12 protein-coding genes are annotated in these 18571 nt (G+C 66.8%); 8 read left to right on the top strand and 4 right to left on the bottom strand.

Features of this window, described 5'->3' with window-relative positions:
* Positions 1-75 precede the first annotated feature (75 nt).
* The gene (locus E3T54_RS08730; protein WP_134475351.1) at positions 76-1341 is read left to right on the top strand and encodes a hypothetical protein; all 1266 of its coding nucleotides are present in this window, start codon (positions 76-78) and stop codon (positions 1339-1341) included.
* Between the two features lie 106 nt (positions 1342-1447).
* Positions 1448-2002 carry a 2-phosphosulfolactate phosphatase gene (locus tag E3T54_RS08725; RefSeq protein WP_092322418.1) on the top strand — a complete coding sequence of 185 codons (555 nt, stop codon included), beginning with the start codon at positions 1448-1450 and terminating at the stop codon, positions 2000-2002.
* A gap of 11 nt (positions 2003-2013) precedes the next feature.
* On the opposite strand, the gene E3T54_RS08720 is transcribed toward E3T54_RS08725, so the two are convergent.
* From E3T54_RS08720 to E3T54_RS08705, 4 genes are all read right to left on the bottom strand, one after another.
* A complete protein-coding gene (locus E3T54_RS08720) occupies positions 2014-2505 on the bottom strand; it encodes a SprT-like domain-containing protein (protein ID WP_092322416.1) in 492 nt (163 codons plus the stop codon).
* A complete protein-coding gene (locus tag E3T54_RS08715; protein ID WP_370255251.1) occupies positions 2505-3701 on the bottom strand; it encodes a sorbosone dehydrogenase family protein in 1197 nt (398 codons plus the stop codon). The genes E3T54_RS08720 and E3T54_RS08715 overlap by 1 nt, the downstream gene beginning before the upstream one ends.
* A gap of 87 nt (positions 3702-3788) precedes the next feature.
* Positions 3789-4373, bottom strand: coding sequence for a hypothetical protein (locus E3T54_RS08710; protein WP_241977136.1), 585 nt, complete (start codon positions 4371-4373; stop codon positions 3789-3791).
* Positions 4374-4519: 146 nt separating this feature from the next.
* Positions 4520-5389 (bottom strand): spermidine synthase, encoded by an 870-nt coding sequence (locus tag E3T54_RS08705; protein WP_134475350.1) that lies wholly within the window; start codon positions 5387-5389, stop codon positions 4520-4522.
* Positions 5390-5775: 386 nt separating this feature from the next.
* Between E3T54_RS08705 and rpoB the strand changes: the two genes are divergently transcribed.
* The 6 genes from rpoB (at position 5776) to E3T54_RS08675 (ending at position 18504) form a co-directional block, all read left to right on the top strand.
* Complete coding sequence (rpoB, locus tag E3T54_RS08700) at positions 5776-9267, top strand: DNA-directed RNA polymerase subunit beta (protein ID WP_092322411.1); 3492 nt, start codon at positions 5776-5778, stop codon at positions 9265-9267.
* 44 nt (positions 9268-9311) lie between these two features.
* Complete coding sequence (locus E3T54_RS08695) at positions 9312-13208, top strand: DNA-directed RNA polymerase subunit beta' (RefSeq protein WP_134475349.1); 3897 nt, start codon at positions 9312-9314, stop codon at positions 13206-13208.
* A gap of 99 nt (positions 13209-13307) precedes the next feature.
* The gene (locus E3T54_RS08690) at positions 13308-14018 is read left to right on the top strand and encodes a hypothetical protein (protein ID WP_134475348.1); all 711 of its coding nucleotides are present in this window, start codon (positions 13308-13310) and stop codon (positions 14016-14018) included.
* 165 nt (positions 14019-14183) lie between these two features.
* Entirely contained in the window at positions 14184-15854 is a 1671-nt protein-coding gene (locus E3T54_RS08685; RefSeq protein WP_134475347.1) for a GspE/PulE family protein, read from the top strand.
* A 19-nt stretch (positions 15855-15873) separates the two neighbouring features.
* Positions 15874-17274, top strand: a complete 1401-nt coding sequence (locus E3T54_RS08680) for a type IV pilus twitching motility protein PilT (protein WP_304992067.1) — start codon at positions 15874-15876, stop codon at positions 17272-17274.
* On the top strand, positions 17275-18504 hold the full coding sequence (locus E3T54_RS08675) for a type II secretion system F family protein (protein WP_241977135.1): 1230 nt from the start codon (positions 17275-17277) through the stop codon (positions 18502-18504).
* Positions 18505-18571 lie beyond the last annotated feature (67 nt).

Here is an 18571-nt window from a genome sequence, read left to right as displayed (position 1 = left end):
ACCGGAACCGGTCAACTCGGCGCAGGCCGGCGGATGCGCCGGGCCGGGCCCCGGGGGATCGTTAGACTCGCGACTATGACTGGCGAACTGTGGTGGGTACCTTCGGTCATTGTCTTCGGTGCGGTACTGGCCCTCGTCGCGCTCATCGTGATGCTCGCCGGGCGGCGACGCCGGCAGCGTGAGGGGGTCGCTGACGCCGAGGCGGCCGACCTCGCCCGCACGGCCTCGATCGGCCTCGTGCGTGCCGATGACGTCATCCAGGCTGCCACCGACGAACTGGGTTTCGCGATCGCGCAGTTCGGGGAGAAGGCCACCGGCGACTTCGCGGCGGCGCTCGCCGTGTCCCGCCGCCAGTTGGGGGACGCCTTCTCCGTGCAGCAGAAACTCGACGACGCGATGCCCGACAGCGCCGCCGAACGGCGGCGCTGGAGCGAGCAGATCATCGAGCTCACCGCGGAGGCCACGGCGCGCCTGGACGAGCAGACCCGGGACTTCGACGCAAAACGCGGCATGGAGCTGGACGCCCCGCGCCGGCTCGACCAGCTGAGCCGGCGCCTGGACCGGGTCGCCGACCGCCTCAAATCCGGGGCGGCGAGCCTGGACCGCCTGGGCCGGACGTACGACGCCCCGGCCCTCGCTCCGATCATTGGCAATGTGGCGCGGGCGAAGGGCGCCCTCGACGAGGCACGATCCGCGGCCGACGTCGCCGCCGACCGGCTGGAGCGCGGGGCGACCGAGCCGGTGGGAGAACAGATGCGCGAGGCCGAGCGCGGCCTGTTTCTCGCCACCCGCCTGCTCGATGCGATCGAAACCGGCGAGGACGAGCTGCACATCGGCCACGCCGGCCTGGTCACCGCCCTCGACGCGGCCGAGACGGAACTCGCCGAGGCGCGCGCGCTGCGCGACCGCCACGAGGAAGCCGACACGAGCGCCGACCTCAACCAGGTCATCGCCGAGGCCGGCCGGGTGCTCGGCGAGCTGCGGGATCCGACCAGGCTGAGCCATCCGTCGGTGGACCTCGCCCGTCTCCGGGACGCGATGGACGGCCTCGACGTCATGCGCTCCGCGGCACGGAACCGCCAGCTGCGCCTCGAGAACGCGCGCACCGCGCTGGGCGGCGCGCTGCTCGCGGCCCGCAGCCAGATCACGCTCACCCGCGATTTCATCACCGGGCACCGCGGCCGGGTGGGAGCGGCGGCCCGCACCCGTCTCGCCGAGGCCGAACGGCAGCTCGCGCTCGCCGAGGCCGAGGCCGACCCGGTCACCGCCCTCGACGCCGCCCGCCGGGCCATGACCCTCGGGACGGATGCCGAGGCCCTCGCCCACTACGACGCCGCCTGAGCGGTCCGCCCGCCGTTCCCGCCCATGAGGGGTCGCATATCGACCTTCCCGGGGGCAACGAAGGTCGATATGCGACCCCTCACGCGGAGTTAGCTAGCCTTGGGGGGTGATTGACGAGCAGCCGCAGCAGAAGTACCAGGTGAGGTTCGACTGGGGGCTGGCGGGGTTCCAGGCCCTCGCGGCGCAGGCGGACGTCGTCATCCTCGCCGACGCGCTGCCCGGGACCGATGCCGAGAGCGGCTACCCGACACCGCTCGCCGCGCACCAGGTCATCGCCGCCGGGTTCGGCAATCGCAGCGCCGTGGCCGAGTGGGTGCTCGCCCGCCAGACCGAGAAGGGCGACCGATTCGCCGTCGCCGTCATCGCCGTGGGGGAGCGCCGCCCCGACGGCACACCGCGCGTCGCCGTCGAAGACCTCCTCGTCGCAGGTGCCGTGATCGACGCCCTCACCGGCCTCGGCATCGACCATTGTTCTCCGGAGGCGGCCGCGGCATCCGCGGCCTTCGTGGGCTTGAAGCGCGCGCTGCGGCACCTCACCAGCGCCTCCGAAACCGGCCAGGCGCTCGCCCGAGCCGGCCGGGAGCTCGAGGTGGAAGCCGCGGGGCGGCTGGACGACTCCTGCACCGTGTTGGCACTCGGGGAATTTACCTTTCCAGCCTGAACCCCGGGCGGTCAGCTGGCGGCCGCTGCCGCCCGGCGCCGGGCCGCCGCGGTGATCTCGCGCCGGTCCCAGGTGATCAGGTGGGCGCGGTTGAACCCGCGGCCGCACAGCCCGCAGGCGAGCGCGCGGGTCGGCTGCCGGTACCGGTAATGCGTGTGCCCGGCCGGGCAGGTTCCCACCCAGGGAGCGAGCTCGTCGGCGATCTCGCCGTCGTGCGTGCGCTTGCCGTCGTAGCCGAGGTCGAGGGCGACCTTTTTCCACCTCGGGCCGTGGGCGGCGCGCGGGCCGGCGAGAGCGTGGGCGACCTCGTGCAGCAGGATCTGGTGGATCTCGTCGTCGTCGTACCGGGCCGCAAGGTAGCGGGAGACGGTGACGCGCCGGGCGGTGAAGTTGCAGAGGCCCGCGCGCTTCTTCGCGTTGTCGAAGTCGAAGGTCCAGCTGGGGTCGAGGTGCAAGGCGATGAGCGCATTCGCCCACCGGCGCACTCGGTCGAGGTCTGCCATCAGGGCGCCACCTCCACCTGGTACAGCCGGTCGTCGCCGGGAGCGGGGCTGCCCCGGCCATCCGTATTGTTGCTCACAAACCACAGTGTGCCATCCGGACCCGGCACCACATCGCGCAGCCGCCCGTAACTGTGCACAAACCAGTCGCTGGACTCGCCTGTCGAGGGGTCGATGCGCCACAACCGCTGGCCGCGCAGGCTCGCCATGAAGACGGTGTCGCCCGCGATCGCGATCCCGCTGGGGCTGGCCTGGTCCGTCGGCCACTGGACCAGGGGGTCGACGAAGCCCTCGCGGTCCCCGGTCCCCTCGACGATCGGCCAGCCGTAGTTCGCGCCCGCCGTGATCTCGTTGAGCTCGTCCCAGGTGTTCTGGCCGAACTCGCTCGCCCAGAGCCGACCCCGGGAGTCCCACGCGATCCCCTGCGGGTTGCGGTGCCCGTAGGAGTAGACGAGCGTACCGAACGGGTTGTCGGTCGGCGCCCGGCCGGTCGGCGTCATCCGCAGGATCTTGCCGCCGAGCGAGTCCCGGTCCTGCGCGTTCGCACCGTTCCCGGCGTCACCGGCCGTCGCGTAGAGCAGTCCGTCCGGTCCGAACGCGATGCGGCCGCCGTTGTGGTTCCCGGCCTTCGGGATGCCGTCGAGCACGAGCTCGGGAGCGCCCAGGGTGAGGCGTCCCGCGGGGCCGTCGAGGGGCATCCGCACGATGCGGTTATCGTCGGCGGCCGTGAAGTAGGCGTACACCCAGCCCTGCCCGCCGGGGGCCGCGTTGTCCGCGAGGAACGCCAGGCCGAGGAGGCCGCCCTCACCGGATGGCCGGGCATCGGCGACGGCACCGGCCCGCCGCAGGCTTCCGTCGCCGCGCAGTTCACGGATGAGCGTCGTGTCGCGTTCGCTGATCAGGGTGCCGCCGCCGGGAATGCGCAGGATCGACCACGGTGCGGCCAGGCCGGAGGCGATGACGACGGGGTCGCCGACCGGGTGCACCGGGCGCGGAACGGCTCCGGGCGACGGGCTCGAGGACGGGACGTCCCGGCTCGGCGTCGATGTCGAGGCGGACGGTGCGGGGGCGCTCGCCATGCAGCCGGAGAGCGCGAGAAGCACACTTGCTGCCAGCGCAGCCGGTGCCACAGACCCCGCCCGCATGTTCACGTTCCACCTCGTTGACGTTCGCAGGTCGACACCCGCTGGTGACAGCATGGCGCAGATCGGCGAGTGCGGCGAGTGCGGCGAGGCATGGCGCGGGTCTGCGCGCTCGGCGCTGCCTCCGCAGCCGAGGAGTGCGGGTCAGCGCGCCTGGTCGCGCTCGGCGATGAAGGATTCGACGACGGCGACCGCGATCAGCGAGCTCTCGAGCTGGTCGGCCGGGGCGCCGCCTTTCTCCCGCAGGAACACGGCCGCGGTGAAGTCGGTCAGCGCGTCCTCGAGGTTGCCCTGGTCGAAATGCACCTTGCCCCGGTGCTGCCGGGCAAAGGCGGCAACGTGGGTCCAGTCGTGCGTCTCGGCGTCGGCCACGCAGTGCGTCAGTTCGTAGGCGGCATCGTCGAGCTTGCCCTGGGCCTGCAGCACCTGGGCGCGACGGATGCGGCATGCCGTGAGCTGCTCGCGGGACCCGGTGAACCGGGCCTGGCGGGTGGCCTCGTTGGCGAGGTCCCAGGCCTCGTCGAGTCGGCCGAGCAGGCGCAGCAGCGCGGCCTTCTCGTTGAGCGCGGACAGGCTGCGCAGCGCCCCGAGTTCGTCGAGGCGTTCCGCGGCGGCCCGGAGGTCGACCTTTTCGCGCAGGGTGACTGCGTCGTAACCGATGATGATGCTCAGGGCGTGTTCCTGTAGTCCAAGGCGGCACGTGCCGCGTACGGGGGGTGAGTCTTCCACACTAACTCGGCCGCCGCGGACTGTGCCCCAGACGCGCCCCGGGCCGCCGTTCGGCTCGCCGACTTTGACAGTTGCGGTCGAGATTGGCCGGTGCGCCTGGCAAAGTCGACCGCAACCGGCAAACTCGGCGCACGAGGGGCGCGGGCTCAGTTGCCGATCTGGAAGACCGTGCGGCCGGGGAGCGGCGACGGCGTGGCCGTGGCATCCGTCGACACGGCGGCCGTGGCCATGAACTGACGGAACTCGGCGCCTTCGATCACCTTCGCCGGGTGCGGCCCGCCGGCCAGCAGCCGCGGGATCCAGTCGGTGTCGATCGACGTGTTCGCGGCCACGAAGACGATGTTGCCGAAGCGTCGGCCCTTGAGCACCTGCGTCTCGGCCAGCCCGATCACGTGCGCGAACACGGCGGACAGCGTGGCGGCCTGGCCGCGGGCGAAGGCCAGACCGGGGCCGTCGGCGACGTTCACGGCGAGCACCCCGCGCGGGCTCAGCAGCGGCGCGGCCAGTTCGTAGAACTCGCGGCTGGTCACGTGCGCGGGGGTGCGCGCGCCGGAGAAGACGTCGACGACCACGAGGTCGACCGCGCCCCGCAGCCCCGCGGGCAGCTTGCCGAGCACCTCCCGGGCGTCGCCGTGCCTCACGCGCAGCTGGGCGCGCTTGTCCCAGGGCAGCTCGGCGCGCACCAGGTCGATCAGGTCGCTCTCGAGTTCAACCACCTGCTGGCGTGAGCCGGGCCGGGTGGCCTCGACGTAGCGGGGGAGCGTCAGGGCGCCGCCGCCGAGGTGCACCGCGGTGATCGGCTCGCCGGGGTCGCCGATCAGGTCGATGACGTGGCCGATGCGCTGCACGTACTCGAAGAACAGCTCGCCCGGGTTGTCCATGTTCACGTGCGACTGCGGCGTGCCGTCCACGATCAGCTGGAAGCTGCCCGGCGTGAAGCGGTCGGGCTCGATCACGGCCACGTGCCCGCTCAGCTTCAAAACGATCGACGGATGCTGCTGCTCGCCCCTGCTCATCCCCCCATCTTCCCCCGTCGAACGCGTTCGACCCCCGCGAACCTGCAGTCGTGCGCGTTATTCGGGGGTTATAACGCGCACAAGTGCGGTTTCGCGGAGGGGGAGGGGGAGGCGGAGGCGGAGGCGGGGAGAGGAGGAGGGGGGCGAAGCGGGGTTATACCTGAGAATTTGCACAAGGTCAAGAATCCAGTGGACACGGCGATTCAAAAACAATATGATTGATCTTTGCGCTCCCAGATTAACTCTGCCTTCATATTGCGGTCGGCTTTGCGTGCTCAAGCCAACTTGCGGCACATCTTCCACGAGGTCTCAGACTTCAGAGGGTCTGTGGAGTAATCCCTTAATAACAGTAACTAGGCCTGACGGGGTCCACGGAGGTTATTTTCTTGGCTGCTGCGCGCAACGCAACCACCAACTCACCCAAGAACGGTCGCTCAGCAGAGCGTCTTTCGTTCGCAAAGATCAGCGACAACCTCACTGTTCCGGATCTGCTCGCTTTGCAGACCGAGAGCTTTGACTGGCTTGTCGGGAACGACATCTGGAAGGCGCGCCTCGCTGAGGCGCAGAAGGCCGGTCGTCAGGACCTGCCCAGCCGTACCGGACTCGACGAAATCTTCGAAGAGATCTCTCCCATCGAGGACCTCGGCGAAACGATGCAGTTGTCGTTCACCAACCCGGAGCTCGAGCCGGAGAAGTACACCATCGACGAGTGCAAGGAAAAGGGCAAGACCTACTCCGCACCGCTCTATGTGAACGCTGAGTTCATGAACCACCTCACCGGTGAGATCAAGACCCAGACCGTGTTCATGGGTGACTTCCCCCTCATGACGCCCAAGGGCACCTTCGTGATCAACGGCACCGAGCGTGTCGTCGTCTCGCAGCTCGTGCGTTCGCCCGGCGTCTACTTCGACCGCCAGCAGGAGAAGACCTCCGACAAGGACATCTACTCCGCTCGCGTCATCCCGAGCCGTGGTGCCTGGCTCGAATTCGAGATCGACAAGCGCGACCAGGTCGGCGTTCGCATCGACCGCAAGCGCAAGCAGTCCGTGACCGTCTTCCTCAAGGCGCTCGGACTCACCAGCGAGGAAATCCTCGAGGAGTTCAAGGGCTTCGCGTCCATCGAGCTCACCCTCGAGAAGGACAACATCCTCACCAAGGAAGAAGCCCTCAAGGACATCTACCGCAAGCTCCGCCCGGGCGAGCAGGTTGCCGCCGAGGCCGCACGCGCGCTCCTGGACAACTTCTTCTTCAACTCCAAGCGCTACGACCTGGCCAAGGTTGGTCGTTACAAGATCAACCGCAAGCTCGGCCTCGAGGCCCCGCTCAGCGACTCCGTACTGACGCTCCAGGACATCCTGGCCACGATCAAGTACCTCGTCGCGCTGCACGACAACCAGACGACGATCGTCGGCACCCGCGAGGGCAAGAAGACCGACATCCGGATCGACATCGACGACATCGACCACTTCGGTAACCGTCGTATCCGCGCCGTCGGCGAGCTGATCCAGAACCAGGTCCGCACCGGCCTGTCCCGCATGGAGCGCGTCGTTCGCGAGCGCATGACCACGCAGGACATCGAAGCGATCACCCCGCAGACCCTGATCAACGTGCGCCCCGTCGTTGCCGCGATCAAGGAGTTCTTCGGTACCTCGCAGCTCTCGCAGTTCATGGACCAGAACAACCCGCTCGCGGGCCTCACGCACAAGCGTCGCTTGTCTGCGCTCGGCCCGGGTGGTCTGTCCCGTGACCGCGCCGGCGTCGAGGTGCGAGACGTTCACCCCTCGCACTACGGCCGCATGTGCCCGATCGAGACCCCGGAAGGCCCGAACATCGGCCTGATCGGTTCGCTCGCATCGTTCGCCCGCATCAACGCCTTCGGTTTCATCGAGACCCCGTACCGCCGTGTAGTCAACGGCAACGTCACCACGGATATCGACTACCTGACCGCGTCCGAGGAAGACGAGTTCATCGTCGCCCAGGCAAACGCGCCGCTCACCAAGGACTCGCACTTCGCGCAAGACCGCGTGCTGGCTCGTAAGAAGGGTGGAGAGGTCGACCTCTTCCCCGCCGACGAAATCGGCTACATGGATGTCTCGCCGCGCCAGATGGTGTCGGTCGCGACCTCGCTCATCCCGTTCCTCGAGCACGACGATGCTAACCGTGCGCTCATGGGTGCCAACATGCAGCGTCAGGCCGTGCCGCTTCTTCTCAGCGACAGCCCGCTGGTCGGAACCGGTATGGAGGTCTTCGCGGCCATCGACGCCGGCGACGTGCTCACCGCCGACAAGGCCGGTGTGGTGATGGAGGTTTCGGCCGACGTCGTCACCATCCAGCTGGACGAGGGCGGAACGCAGGACTACTACCTGCGCAAGTTCGCCCGCTCCAACCAGGGAACGAGCTACAACCACCGCGTCATCGTCAATGCGGGCGACCGTATTGAGGTCGGCGAGGTCATCGCCGATGGCCCGGCCACCGACAACGGAGAGCTCGCCCTCGGAAAGAACCTCCTCGTGGCATTCATGCCGTGGGAGGGTCACAACTTCGAGGACGCGATCATCCTGAGCCAGAACCTGGTGAAGGACGACACCCTCTCCTCGATTCACATCGAGGAGTACGAGGTCGACGCCCGCGACACCAAGCTGGGCAAGGAAGAGATCACTCGCGACCTGCCCAACGTGTCGCCTGACCTCCTCGCCGACCTCGACGAGCGTGGCATCATTCGGATCGGCGCCGAGGTTCGCCCCGGCGACATCCTCGTGGGCAAGGTCACGCCGAAGGGCGAGACCGAGCTTTCCGCCGAGGAGCGCCTGCTGCGCGCCATCTTCAACGAGAAGAGCCGCGAAGTTCGCGACACGAGCCTGAAGGTTCCCCACGGTGAGCGCGGCACGATCATCGGCGTCAAGGTGTTTGACTCGCAGGATGGCGACGACGAGCTCGGCTCGGGCGTCAACCAGCGCGTTGCCGTCTTCATCGCCCAGAAGCGCAAGATCACCGAAGGTGACAAGCTTGCCGGCCGTCACGGCAACAAGGGTGTCATCTCCAAGATCCTGCCCGTCGAGGACATGCCGTTCCTCGCCGACGGAACCCCGGTTGACATCATCCTCAACCCGCTGGGTATCCCCGGTCGAATGAACTTCGGTCAGGTGCTCGAAACCCACCTCGGCTGGATCGCCAAGCAGGGCTGGAACGTCGAGGGCAAGCCCAAGTGGGCTGCCAAGCTCCCCGAGCAGGCGCACAGCGCAGCCCCGGGCACCAAGGTTGCGACCCCGGTGTTCGACGGCGCGCTCGAGGCCGAGATCGAGGGTCTGCTGGACTCGACGACCAAGACCCGCGATGGCGACCGCCTGATCGACTCCACCGGAAAGACCATGCTGTTCGATGGCCGCTCCGGCGAGCCGTTCCCGCGGCCGATCTCCGTTGGCTACATGTACATCCTGAAGCTCCACCACCTGGTTGACGACAAGATTCACGCACGTTCGACCGGTCCGTACTCCATGATCACGCAGCAGCCGCTGGGTGGTAAGGCGCAGTTCGGTGGACAGCGTTTCGGTGAGATGGAGGTGTGGGCGCTCGAAGCATACGGAGCCGCTTACGCCCTGCAGGAACTCCTGACCATCAAGTCGGACGACATCCTCGGCCGCGTCAAGGTGTACGAAGCGATCGTCAAGGGCGAGAACATCCAGGAGCCCGGTATTCCGGAGAGCTTCAAGGTTCTGATCAAGGAAATGCAGTCGCTGTGCCTGAACGTCGAGGTGCTCTCGGCGGACGGTACCGCAGTCAGCCTGCGCGACACGGATGACGAGGTCTTCCGCGCTGCGGAGGAACTGGGCATCAACATTTCCACCCGGTTTGAGTCGTCATCCATTGACGACATCTAAGCCTGGCCACTGAAGAGACTTCGAAAACTTTCCAAGGAGAGAAATTGCTCGACGTAACAACATTTGACGAGCTTCGCATTGGCCTGGCTACCGCTGACGACATCCGTCGTTGGTCGCACGGTGAGGTCAAGAAGCCCGAAACCATCAACTACCGCACGCTCAAGCCGGAAAAGGACGGACTGTTCGGCGAACAGATCTTCGGCCCGTCCCGCGACTGGGAGTGCTCCTGCGGCAAGTACAAGCGAGTGCGCTTCAAAGGCATCGTTTGTGAGCGCTGTGGCGTAGAGGTCACCAAGTCGTCGGTGCGCCGTGAGCGCATGGGCCACATTGAGCTCGCCGCCCCGGTCACCCACATCTGGTACTTCAAGGGTGTTCCCTCGCGCCTCGGCTACCTGCTGGACATGGCCCCGAAGGACCTCGAAAAGGTCATCTACTTCGCGGCGTACATGGTCATCACGGTTGACGAAGACGGTCGCCACCAGGACATGCCTGGCCTGGAGAACGAACTGCGCCTCGAGATCAAGACCATCGAGGGTCAGCGCGATTCCCGGATCGCCGACCGCCTGCAGCGCCTCGAAACCGACCTCGCAGCACTGGAGGCCGAAGGCGCCAAGAGCGACCAGAAGAAGCGTGCCAAGGACTCGGCCGAGAAGGAGATGAGCCAGGTCCGCAAGTCCCTCGACGAGCAGATCGCTCACCTCGAGCGCGTGTGGGAAGACTTCCGCACCCTCAAGGTCGGCGACCTGAAGCCCGAGGACTCGGTCTTCCACGAGCTGCAGGACCGCTTCGGCATGTACTTCGACGCCTACATGGGTGCCGAAGCCATCAAGAAGCGCCTGCTGGCCTTCGACCTGGTCACCGAAAGCGAAAACCTGCACCTGCAGATCGCCGAGGGCAAGGGCCAGAAGAAGATCCGTGCGATCAAGCGCCTCCGCGTGGTCAACGCATTCATCATGACCGGCAACTCGCCGGCCGCGATGGTGCTCGACGTCGTGCCGGTCATCCCGCCGGAACTGCGCCCGATGGTGCAGCTCGACGGTGGCCGCTTCGCGACCTCGGACCTCAACGACCTCTACCGTCGTGTGATCAACCGCAACAACCGCCTGCGTCGTCTGCTTGACCTTGGTGCTCCCGAGATCATCGTGAACAACGAGAAGCGGATGCTGCAGGAAGCCGTTGACGCGCTGTTCGACAACGGTCGTCGTGGCCGCCCCGTCACCGGTACCGGCAACCGCGCCCTCAAGTCCCTGAGCGACATGCTCAAGGGCAAGCAGGGTCGCTTCCGTCAGAACCTGCTCGGCAAGCGCGTCGACTACTCGGGCCGTTCGGTCATCGTCGTCGGCCCGCAGCTCAAGCTGCACCAGTGTGGTCTGCCCAAGCAGATGGCGCTGGAGCTGTTCAAGCCGTTCGTGATCAAGCGTCTGATCGACCTGAGCCACGCTCAGAACATCAAGGCCGCCAAGCGCATGGTTGAGCGCAGCCGCCCGCAGGTCTGGGACGTGCTCGAGGAGATCATCCGCGAGCGCCCCGTGCTGCTGAACCGTGCACCGACGCTTCACCGCCTGGGCATCCAGGCGTTCGAGCCTCAGCTCGTTGAGGGTAAGGCCATCCAGCTGCACCCCCTCGTCTGTGCCGCGTTCAACGCCGACTTCGACGGTGACCAGATGGCAGTCCACCTGCCGCTGTCGATGGAAGCCCAGGCCGAAGCGCGCATCCTGATGCTCGCGTCGAACAACATCCTGAAGCCGTCAGACGGCCGCCCGGTGACCCTGCCCACACAGGACATGATCATCGGTCTGCACCACCTGACCACGCTCAAGGAAGGCGTCGAAGGCGAAGGCCGAGCGTTCTCTTCCACGTCAGAGGCGATCCTCGCCTTCGACCAGAAGTCGCTCGACCTCAACGCCAAGGTGCGCATCCGCCTGACCGACAAGTACTTCTCCGAGGGCACGCAGCCCGAGGGTGTCGAGCTTGTCAACGGCCAGGCCGTGGGAACGGTCCTCGTGACCACCACGCTCGGACGCGCGATCTTCAACGAGGCCATGCCGGTCGACTACCCGTACTTCGAGAAGGTGGCCGACAAGGGCACGCTCTCCGGGATCGTCAACGACCTCGCCGAGCGCTACCCGAAGGTGGAAGTTGCCGCGACGCTTGACCGCGTCAAGGACGCCGGTTTCTACTGGGCTACCCGCTCGGGCGTGACCGTCGCCCTCAGCGACATCCTGACCCCGCCGAACAAGCCGCAGATCGTTGCCGGCTACGAGAAGCAGGCCGCCAAGGTCCAGTCGCAGTTCGAGAAGGGTCTCACGACCGACCTCGAGCGTCGCCAGGAGCTCATCCAGATCTGGACCCGCGCAACGGAAGACGTTGCCAAGGCCATGCAGGAGAACTTCCCGGAAGACAACACGATCAACCGCATGGTGACATCCGGTGCTCGTGGTAACTGGCTGCAGGTGCGCAACATCGCCGGTATGCGAGGCCTGGTGAACAACCCGAAGGGTGAGATCATCCCTCGCCCGATCATCTCGAGCTACCGCGAAGGCCTGTCCGTCGCCGAGTACTTCATTGCTACTCACGGTGCTCGTAAGGGTCTGGCCGACACGGCGCTTCGTACCGCCGACTCGGGTTACCTCACGCGTCGTCTCGTGGACGTCTCGCAGGATGTCATCATCCGCGAAGACGACTGTGGAACGACCAAGGGCCTCGAGCTGCCGATCGCTGTCGCCGACTCGACCGGGGCACTGGTTCGCCACCCCAACGTCGAGAACGCGGTTTACGCTCGCAGCCTGGCCGCTCCCGCGGTCAACGCCAAGGGCGAGGTCGTCGCAGACGCCGGAGCCGACGTGGGCGACGTGCTCATCGGCAAGCTGGTCGAAGCGGGCGTTGAGAACATCAAGGTGCGTTCGGTGCTCACGTGTGAGTCGGCCGTCGGTGTGTGTGCTGTCTGCTACGGCCGCTCGCTTGCCACCGGGCTGCTCGTCGACATCGGTGAGGCCGTCGGTATCATCGCCGCACAGTCCATCGGTGAGCCGGGTACCCAGCTCACGATGCGTACCTTCCACACCGGTGGTTCGGCATCCGCCGACGACATCACCCAGGGTCTGCCGCGCGTGCAGGAACTGTTCGAGGCGCGTACCCCCAAGGGCGCATCGCCGATCGTCGACACCGCCGGTCGCATCACGATCGAGGACACGGACCGCAGCCGCAAGGTGATCCTGACCCCCGACAACGGCGACGAAGCGATTGCCTACCCGGTGCTCAAGCGTTCGACCCTCCTCGTCGAGGATGGCCAGCACGTCGAGCTCGGCACGCAGATCATCATCGGCGCCGTCGACCCGAAGGAAGTTCTTCGAGTCAAGGGTGTGCGCGAGGTGCAGAAGCACATCGTTGGTGGCGTGCAGGATGTCTACCGTTCGCAGGGCGTGCCGATCCACGACAAGCACATTGAGGTCATCGTTCGCCAGATGCTCCGCAAGGTGACCGTCGTCGACCACGGCGACACCGGCCTCCTGCCGGGCGAGCTCGTTGACCGGTTGAAGTACAACGAGCTCAACCGCACCGCGCTCACCGAGGGCAAGAAGACGGCTTCGGCTCGTCAGGAAGTCATGGGTATCACCAAGGCTTCGCTGGCTACCGAGTCGTGGCTGTCGGCCGCTTCCTTCCAGGAGACCACGCGGGTTCTGACCCAGGCGGCCATGGAAGGCAAGAGCGACCCGCTGATGGGCCTCAAGGAGAACGTGATCATCGGTAAGTTGATCCCGGCCGGCACCGGTCTTCCCCGCTACCGCGACGTCACCGTCGAGGCAACGGATGAAGCCAAGGCTGAGCGTTACCCGAACCGCATCTTCACCGATGATGCGTCGTTCAACGAGGGTGACCTGAGCTTCGTCGACTTCGAAAGCTTCTCGTCGGACGACGCGACGCCCGGTACGTACAACTAGTACCTCGTCTCATCCAGCGGATGGCCCCCTGCTTCGGCAGGGGGCCATCCGCTGTTAACGCTGAGCGATAAGGTAGAGCCAATCTCGAAGGGGTAACCGGTGGCCGCTGATCGACCTCGACGCGCACCGGGTGCCGGGCGGCCCGCCGGGGCGCCGCGGCCCTGGGTCTTCGTGCTGCTTGCGGTCGCCGTGATCGCGGTCGTCGCCCTAGTGGTCCTGGCCCTCCTGCCCAGGGGGACCAGCCCGACCACTCCGACCGGCCCGGATGCCCCCGCCGCGCGCCCGGTGCCCAGCTCTCCCGCGACCGCCCTGCCGATCACGCCGACCCCTACGCCGGTTCCCGACGACGGGACGCCGCGGCCGACGAGCTGCGACGAGCTCTACAGCCCGTCGATGGTGGCGGCCATGGGCGACCTCGTGCTGAACCCGGTCTGGACGACCGCCCCGGGCGGCGAGGTACTCTACGGATCCGACGATGCAGAGCTCCGCACGGTCATTGACACGGCCGAGAACCTGAACTGTATCTGGGGCGCCGCGGCGGGCGGCTCCGACACCGGCGTCGTCACCGACCTGGTCTGGGTCACACCGGAGCAGGGCGCCGCGGTCAAGGCCCGGCTCGAGGAGGCCGGCCTCCGTTGCTACGAGGAGCTCGAGGGCCTCCGCTGCGTCATCCAGACGACCACGGAGTCCGGAACGTTCGGCGAATCGCACTTCCTGCGCGACGGCATCTGGCTGGCCACGAAGTACACGAACGCCGGCCCGGACGGCTACACGCACGACATCATCGCCAATGTCTGGAAGGCCGCGTAGCTTCGCGAGACATCCGGCGCCGACTCACCCCCAGATCGCGGGACTGTCGAGCGTGTCGGGCCGCCGGTACCGTTAGCCTTGAGCTAAATCACACGACGGGCACAGCCTTACCCTGCACCGCCCGACGGTTCCGCATGCAGCGCCCGACCCGGGGGGAGTACCAACGTGGCAACCCTGACCGAAATCCTGATCCTGCACGGCCTCCTGCCCATCGAGGTGCTCGACACCCTCATGTCCGGCGATCCGGCCGACGAGAGCGCCGTGCGCGCCCTGGTCAAGAGCGGCGTGATCAGCGAGATCCAGTTCGCCAGGGCCGTCGCCGCGCAGGCGAACCTGCCCTTCGTCGAGCTGCTCGACTACCCGGTTGACCGGCTCGCCGTCTCGCTCGTTCCCGCCGCAGTCTGCCGACGCCACAACGTGCTCCCGATCAAGATCGACGGCGGCCACCTCGTGCTCGCTATGGTCGACCCCGGCAACGTCTTCGCCATCGACGACGTGCGCGAAGCGGCACGGATGCGCGTGGTCCCGGTCGTAGCCGAACGCTCCGACCTGCTCGGCGCCCTCGCCCGCTACCACCGCGCCGACGACGAACTCAGCGACCTCACCTCCACCCTGGAGGACGAGAACGCCGCAATCGAAAGCTCCTCGTTCGGGCTGGCCGATGCCGGCGACGACGACGCCCCGATCGTGCGTTTCGTGAACCTCCTGGTGAGCCAGGCGATCCAGGACCTGGCTTCCGACATCCACATCGAGCCGGCCGAGAACAGCCTCCGCGTGCGCTACCGCATCGACGGCGTGCTGCACGAAATGCAAACCGCGCCGAAGAGCATCCAGAACGGCGTGATCTCGCGGCTCAAGATCATGAGCGACATCGACATCGCCGAGCGACGCAAACCGCAGGACGGCCGCATGTCGGTCAGCCACGGCGGCCGCAAGATCGACCTGCGCGTGGCGACCCTGCCCACGGTGTGGGGCGAGAAGATCGTCATGCGAATCCTCGACAACGCGAGCACCACCATGAGCCTCTCGGCCCTCAACCTGCTCGAGTACAACGCCGAGGCCTACAAGACGGCGTACTCCAAGCCGTACGGGATGATCCTCGTGACCGGGCCCACGGGCTCCGGCAAGTCGACGACGCTGTACACGACCCTGAACTCGGTCGCCCGGCCGGAGATCAACGTGATCACCGTCGAAGACCCGGTGGAGTACCGGATGGCGGGCATCAACCAGGTGCAGGTCAACGTCAAGGCCGGCCTCACCTTCGCCAGCGCCCTGCGCTCGATCCTGCGTTCGGACCCCGACGTCGTGCTGCTCGGTGAGATCCGCGACCACGAGACCGCGCAGATCGCCATCGAGGCGGCCCTCACCGGCCACCTCGTGCTCTCCACGCTCCACACCAACAACGCGCCCAGCGCGATCACCCGCCTCACCGAGATGGGCATTGAGCCGTTCCTGGTCGGCTCCGCGCTCGACTGCGTCGTGGCCCAGCGGCTCGCGCGGCGACTCTGCCCGCGCTGCAAGGCGCCGGGCGAGCATGACGCGGCCGAGCTGCAAAGCCTGGGCATACGCTTCGATCCGAGTCTTCCGCCGCCGACGCTGTACAAGCCGGTTGGATGCGCGAGCTGTTCCAACACCGGCTACCGAGGGCGCGTCGCCGTGCACGAGGTCATGACGGTTTCGGAAGAGATCGAACGCCTCACGGTTGCCCGCGCGTCGAGCGCGGACATCTCCAGGGCCGCGTGCGAGCAGGGGATGCTCACGCTGCGTGAAGACGGTTGGGCGAAAGTTCGACTTGGTTTGACGTCCATCGAGGAAATTCTCCGGGTGGTCGCATAGTGCCGAAGGGGAAATCCGCATGAACCAGCCCATCTACGAGATTCCGGTCACGCCGCCGGGCACCACGGCGGCCAGCTGGAGTCTCAGCGAGCCCGAGCTCGGCGCGGCTGCCGCCGTTGATGCCGAGGCCGCGGCGGCGACCGAGGTGGAGTCGGACTTCAACACGCCTGCCCTGCGCCCGCCCTCGGGTCTCCCCGAAGGCCAGCTCGGTCAGTTCGGCGGCGTCCCCGAGGCGGAGATCGTGACCTTCTCCGATCGCCCGCGCCGCAGCCGCGCCGGCGACACGAACGCGCCCGACCCCGACCTCATGGGCGCCCTCGCCGAGGTGCTCGACCTCAACGCCTCCGACCTGCACGTCACGGTAGGCGCGCCGCCGAGCATCCGCGTCGACGGCGGCCTGCGTCCCATCGACGGCTCGACTAAGTGGATGCGCGACAAGGTCCTGTCGGCGCTCTACAGCATCCTGACCCAGGCGCAGCGCGAGGAGTTCGAGCGTGAACTCGAACTCGACTTCGCCTACACCGCCGGTGGGGCGCGGTTCCGCGTGAACTACTACCAGCAGCGCAGCTCGATCGGCGGTGCCTTCCGACTGATCCCGCGAGAGATCAAGCAGCTGAAGGACCTGGGCGTGCCCGAGTCGGTCGCCCAGTTCGCGGCGATCCCGCGTGGTCTCGTGCTCGTCACCGGCCCCACAGGTTCGGGCAAGTCGACCACCCTGGCCGCGCTCGTCGACCTCGTCAACCGCACCCGCGCCGACCACATCGTCACCGTCGAAGACCCGATCGAGTTCCTGCACCGGCACCAGAAGTCGCTGGTCAACCAGCGCGAGGTCGGCAGCGACACGCACAGCTTCGCGGCCGCGCTCAAGCACGTGCTGCGGCAGGACCCCGACGTCATCCTGATCGGCGAGCTGCGCGACCTTGAGACCATCTCGGTCGCCCTGACCGCCGCCGAGACCGGCCACCTCGTCTTCGCCACCCTGCACACGCAGTCGGCCGCGCAGACGATCGATCGGGTCATCGACGTCTTCCCGCCGCACCAGCAGGGGCAGGTGCGGGCGCAGCTCGCCGCCACCCTGCAGGGCGTCGTCTGTCAGACCCTGGTGAAGAAGGTCGGCGGCGGCCGCGTGGTCGCCACCGAGGTCCTTGCCACGACCTCCGCGATCGCGAACCTCATCCGCGAGGGCAAGACCTACCAGATCGCCTCGGCGATGCAGGCTGGTCGCGCCCAGGGCATGCACACCATGGACCAGCACCTGGCCGAGCTCGTCAACAGCGGCCTGATCACGCGCCTGTCCGCAGAAGAGAAGGCGCAGGACCTCGAGGGGCTCGCGCAACTGATCCGCCGAATTGACCCCTCCGATTCTCCCATGTCCGGCGGCATCGACTTCGGCGACTCCTTCTCGCCCAAGGGAAAGTAAGTGGCCCCCAGCCTGGCCTTCGCCTACAAGGGCCGCAACGCGGCCGGCAAGGTCGTCAAGGGTCGTTTGGACGCCGCCTCGGAGGCAGCGGCCATGGGCCGCATGCGCACCATGGGGCTGGCGCCGATCACCGTGTCCGAAGTCCCGGTGGGCACCGGCCTTAGCATGGAGATCAAGATTCCGGGCTTCGGCAAGGGCGTCGGGCTCAAGGACCTTGCCATCATGAGCCGCCAGATGGCGACGATGACCTCTGCCGGACTCTCGCTGCTCCGCACGCTGAACATCCTCGCGGAGCAGACCGAGAACAAAGAACTTGCCCGCATCCTGACCACTATCCGCAACGACGTCGAGACCGGTGTGTCCCTGTCCGAGGCCATGGACAAACACAACACGGTCTTCCCTCCAATCATGATCAACCTGGTCAAAGCGGGGGAGACCGGCGGGTTCCTAGAGAGTTCGCTCAACTCGGTGGCGGGCAACTTCGAGGCGGAGGGCAAGCTCCGCGACACCATCAAGTCCGCGATGGCCTACCCGACAATCGTGCTCTGCATGGCGGTGGTCGCCGTGATCGGCATGCTCACCTTTATCGTTCCGGTGTTCGAGAAGATGTTCAAAGGCTTCGGCGGCGAACTGCCGGCGCCGACCATGGTGCTCGTGGTCGTTTCGAAGGCAATGGTGTGGCTTCTGCCGCTGCTGATCATCGGCGGGGTTGGCTTCACCGTCTGGTGGAAGAAGAACAAGAACACCGAACGGGTTCGCAAGATCGTCGACCCGCTCAAGCTCCGACTGCCCGTCTTCGGGCCGCTGATGAAGAAGCTGGCGATAGCCCGCTTCAGTCGTAACTTCTCCACCATGATCGGCGCGGGTGTTCCCATTCTGCAATCGCTCAGCATCGTTGGCGAGACCTCGGGCAACTGGGTAGTGGAATCGGCCCTGCATAAGGTGCAGGAATCTGTGCGCCAGGGCAGGTCGATCGCCGGTCCGCTCAGCCTCGAGCCGGTCTTCCCTGCCATGGTCACTCAGATGATCGCTGTCGGAGAAGACGCCGGCGCTCTGGAGCAGATGCTCGGCAAGATCGCCGACTTCTACGACCAGGAGGTGCAGGCCACGGCCGAGCAGCTCACGGCCCTGATCGAGCCTTTGATGATCGCGTTCATCGGCATAGTGGTGGGCGGAATGATCGTTGCGCTCTACATGCCCATGTTCACAATCTTCCAATACGTCAAATAGCCGCCCCCGCACTGGGGGCGTGATCAGACGCTAAACCCCCTGTACGTGGGATATTCCCCCACGCCGT

The organism is Cryobacterium sp. Sr8 (genome assembly GCF_004403225.1).
In the GTDB taxonomy this organism is placed as follows: Bacteria; Actinomycetota; Actinomycetes; order Actinomycetales; family Microbacteriaceae; genus Cryobacterium; species Cryobacterium psychrotolerans.
The sequence above is the reverse complement of the archived record's forward strand: the minus strand, read 5'-3'. Positions and strand labels throughout refer to the sequence as shown.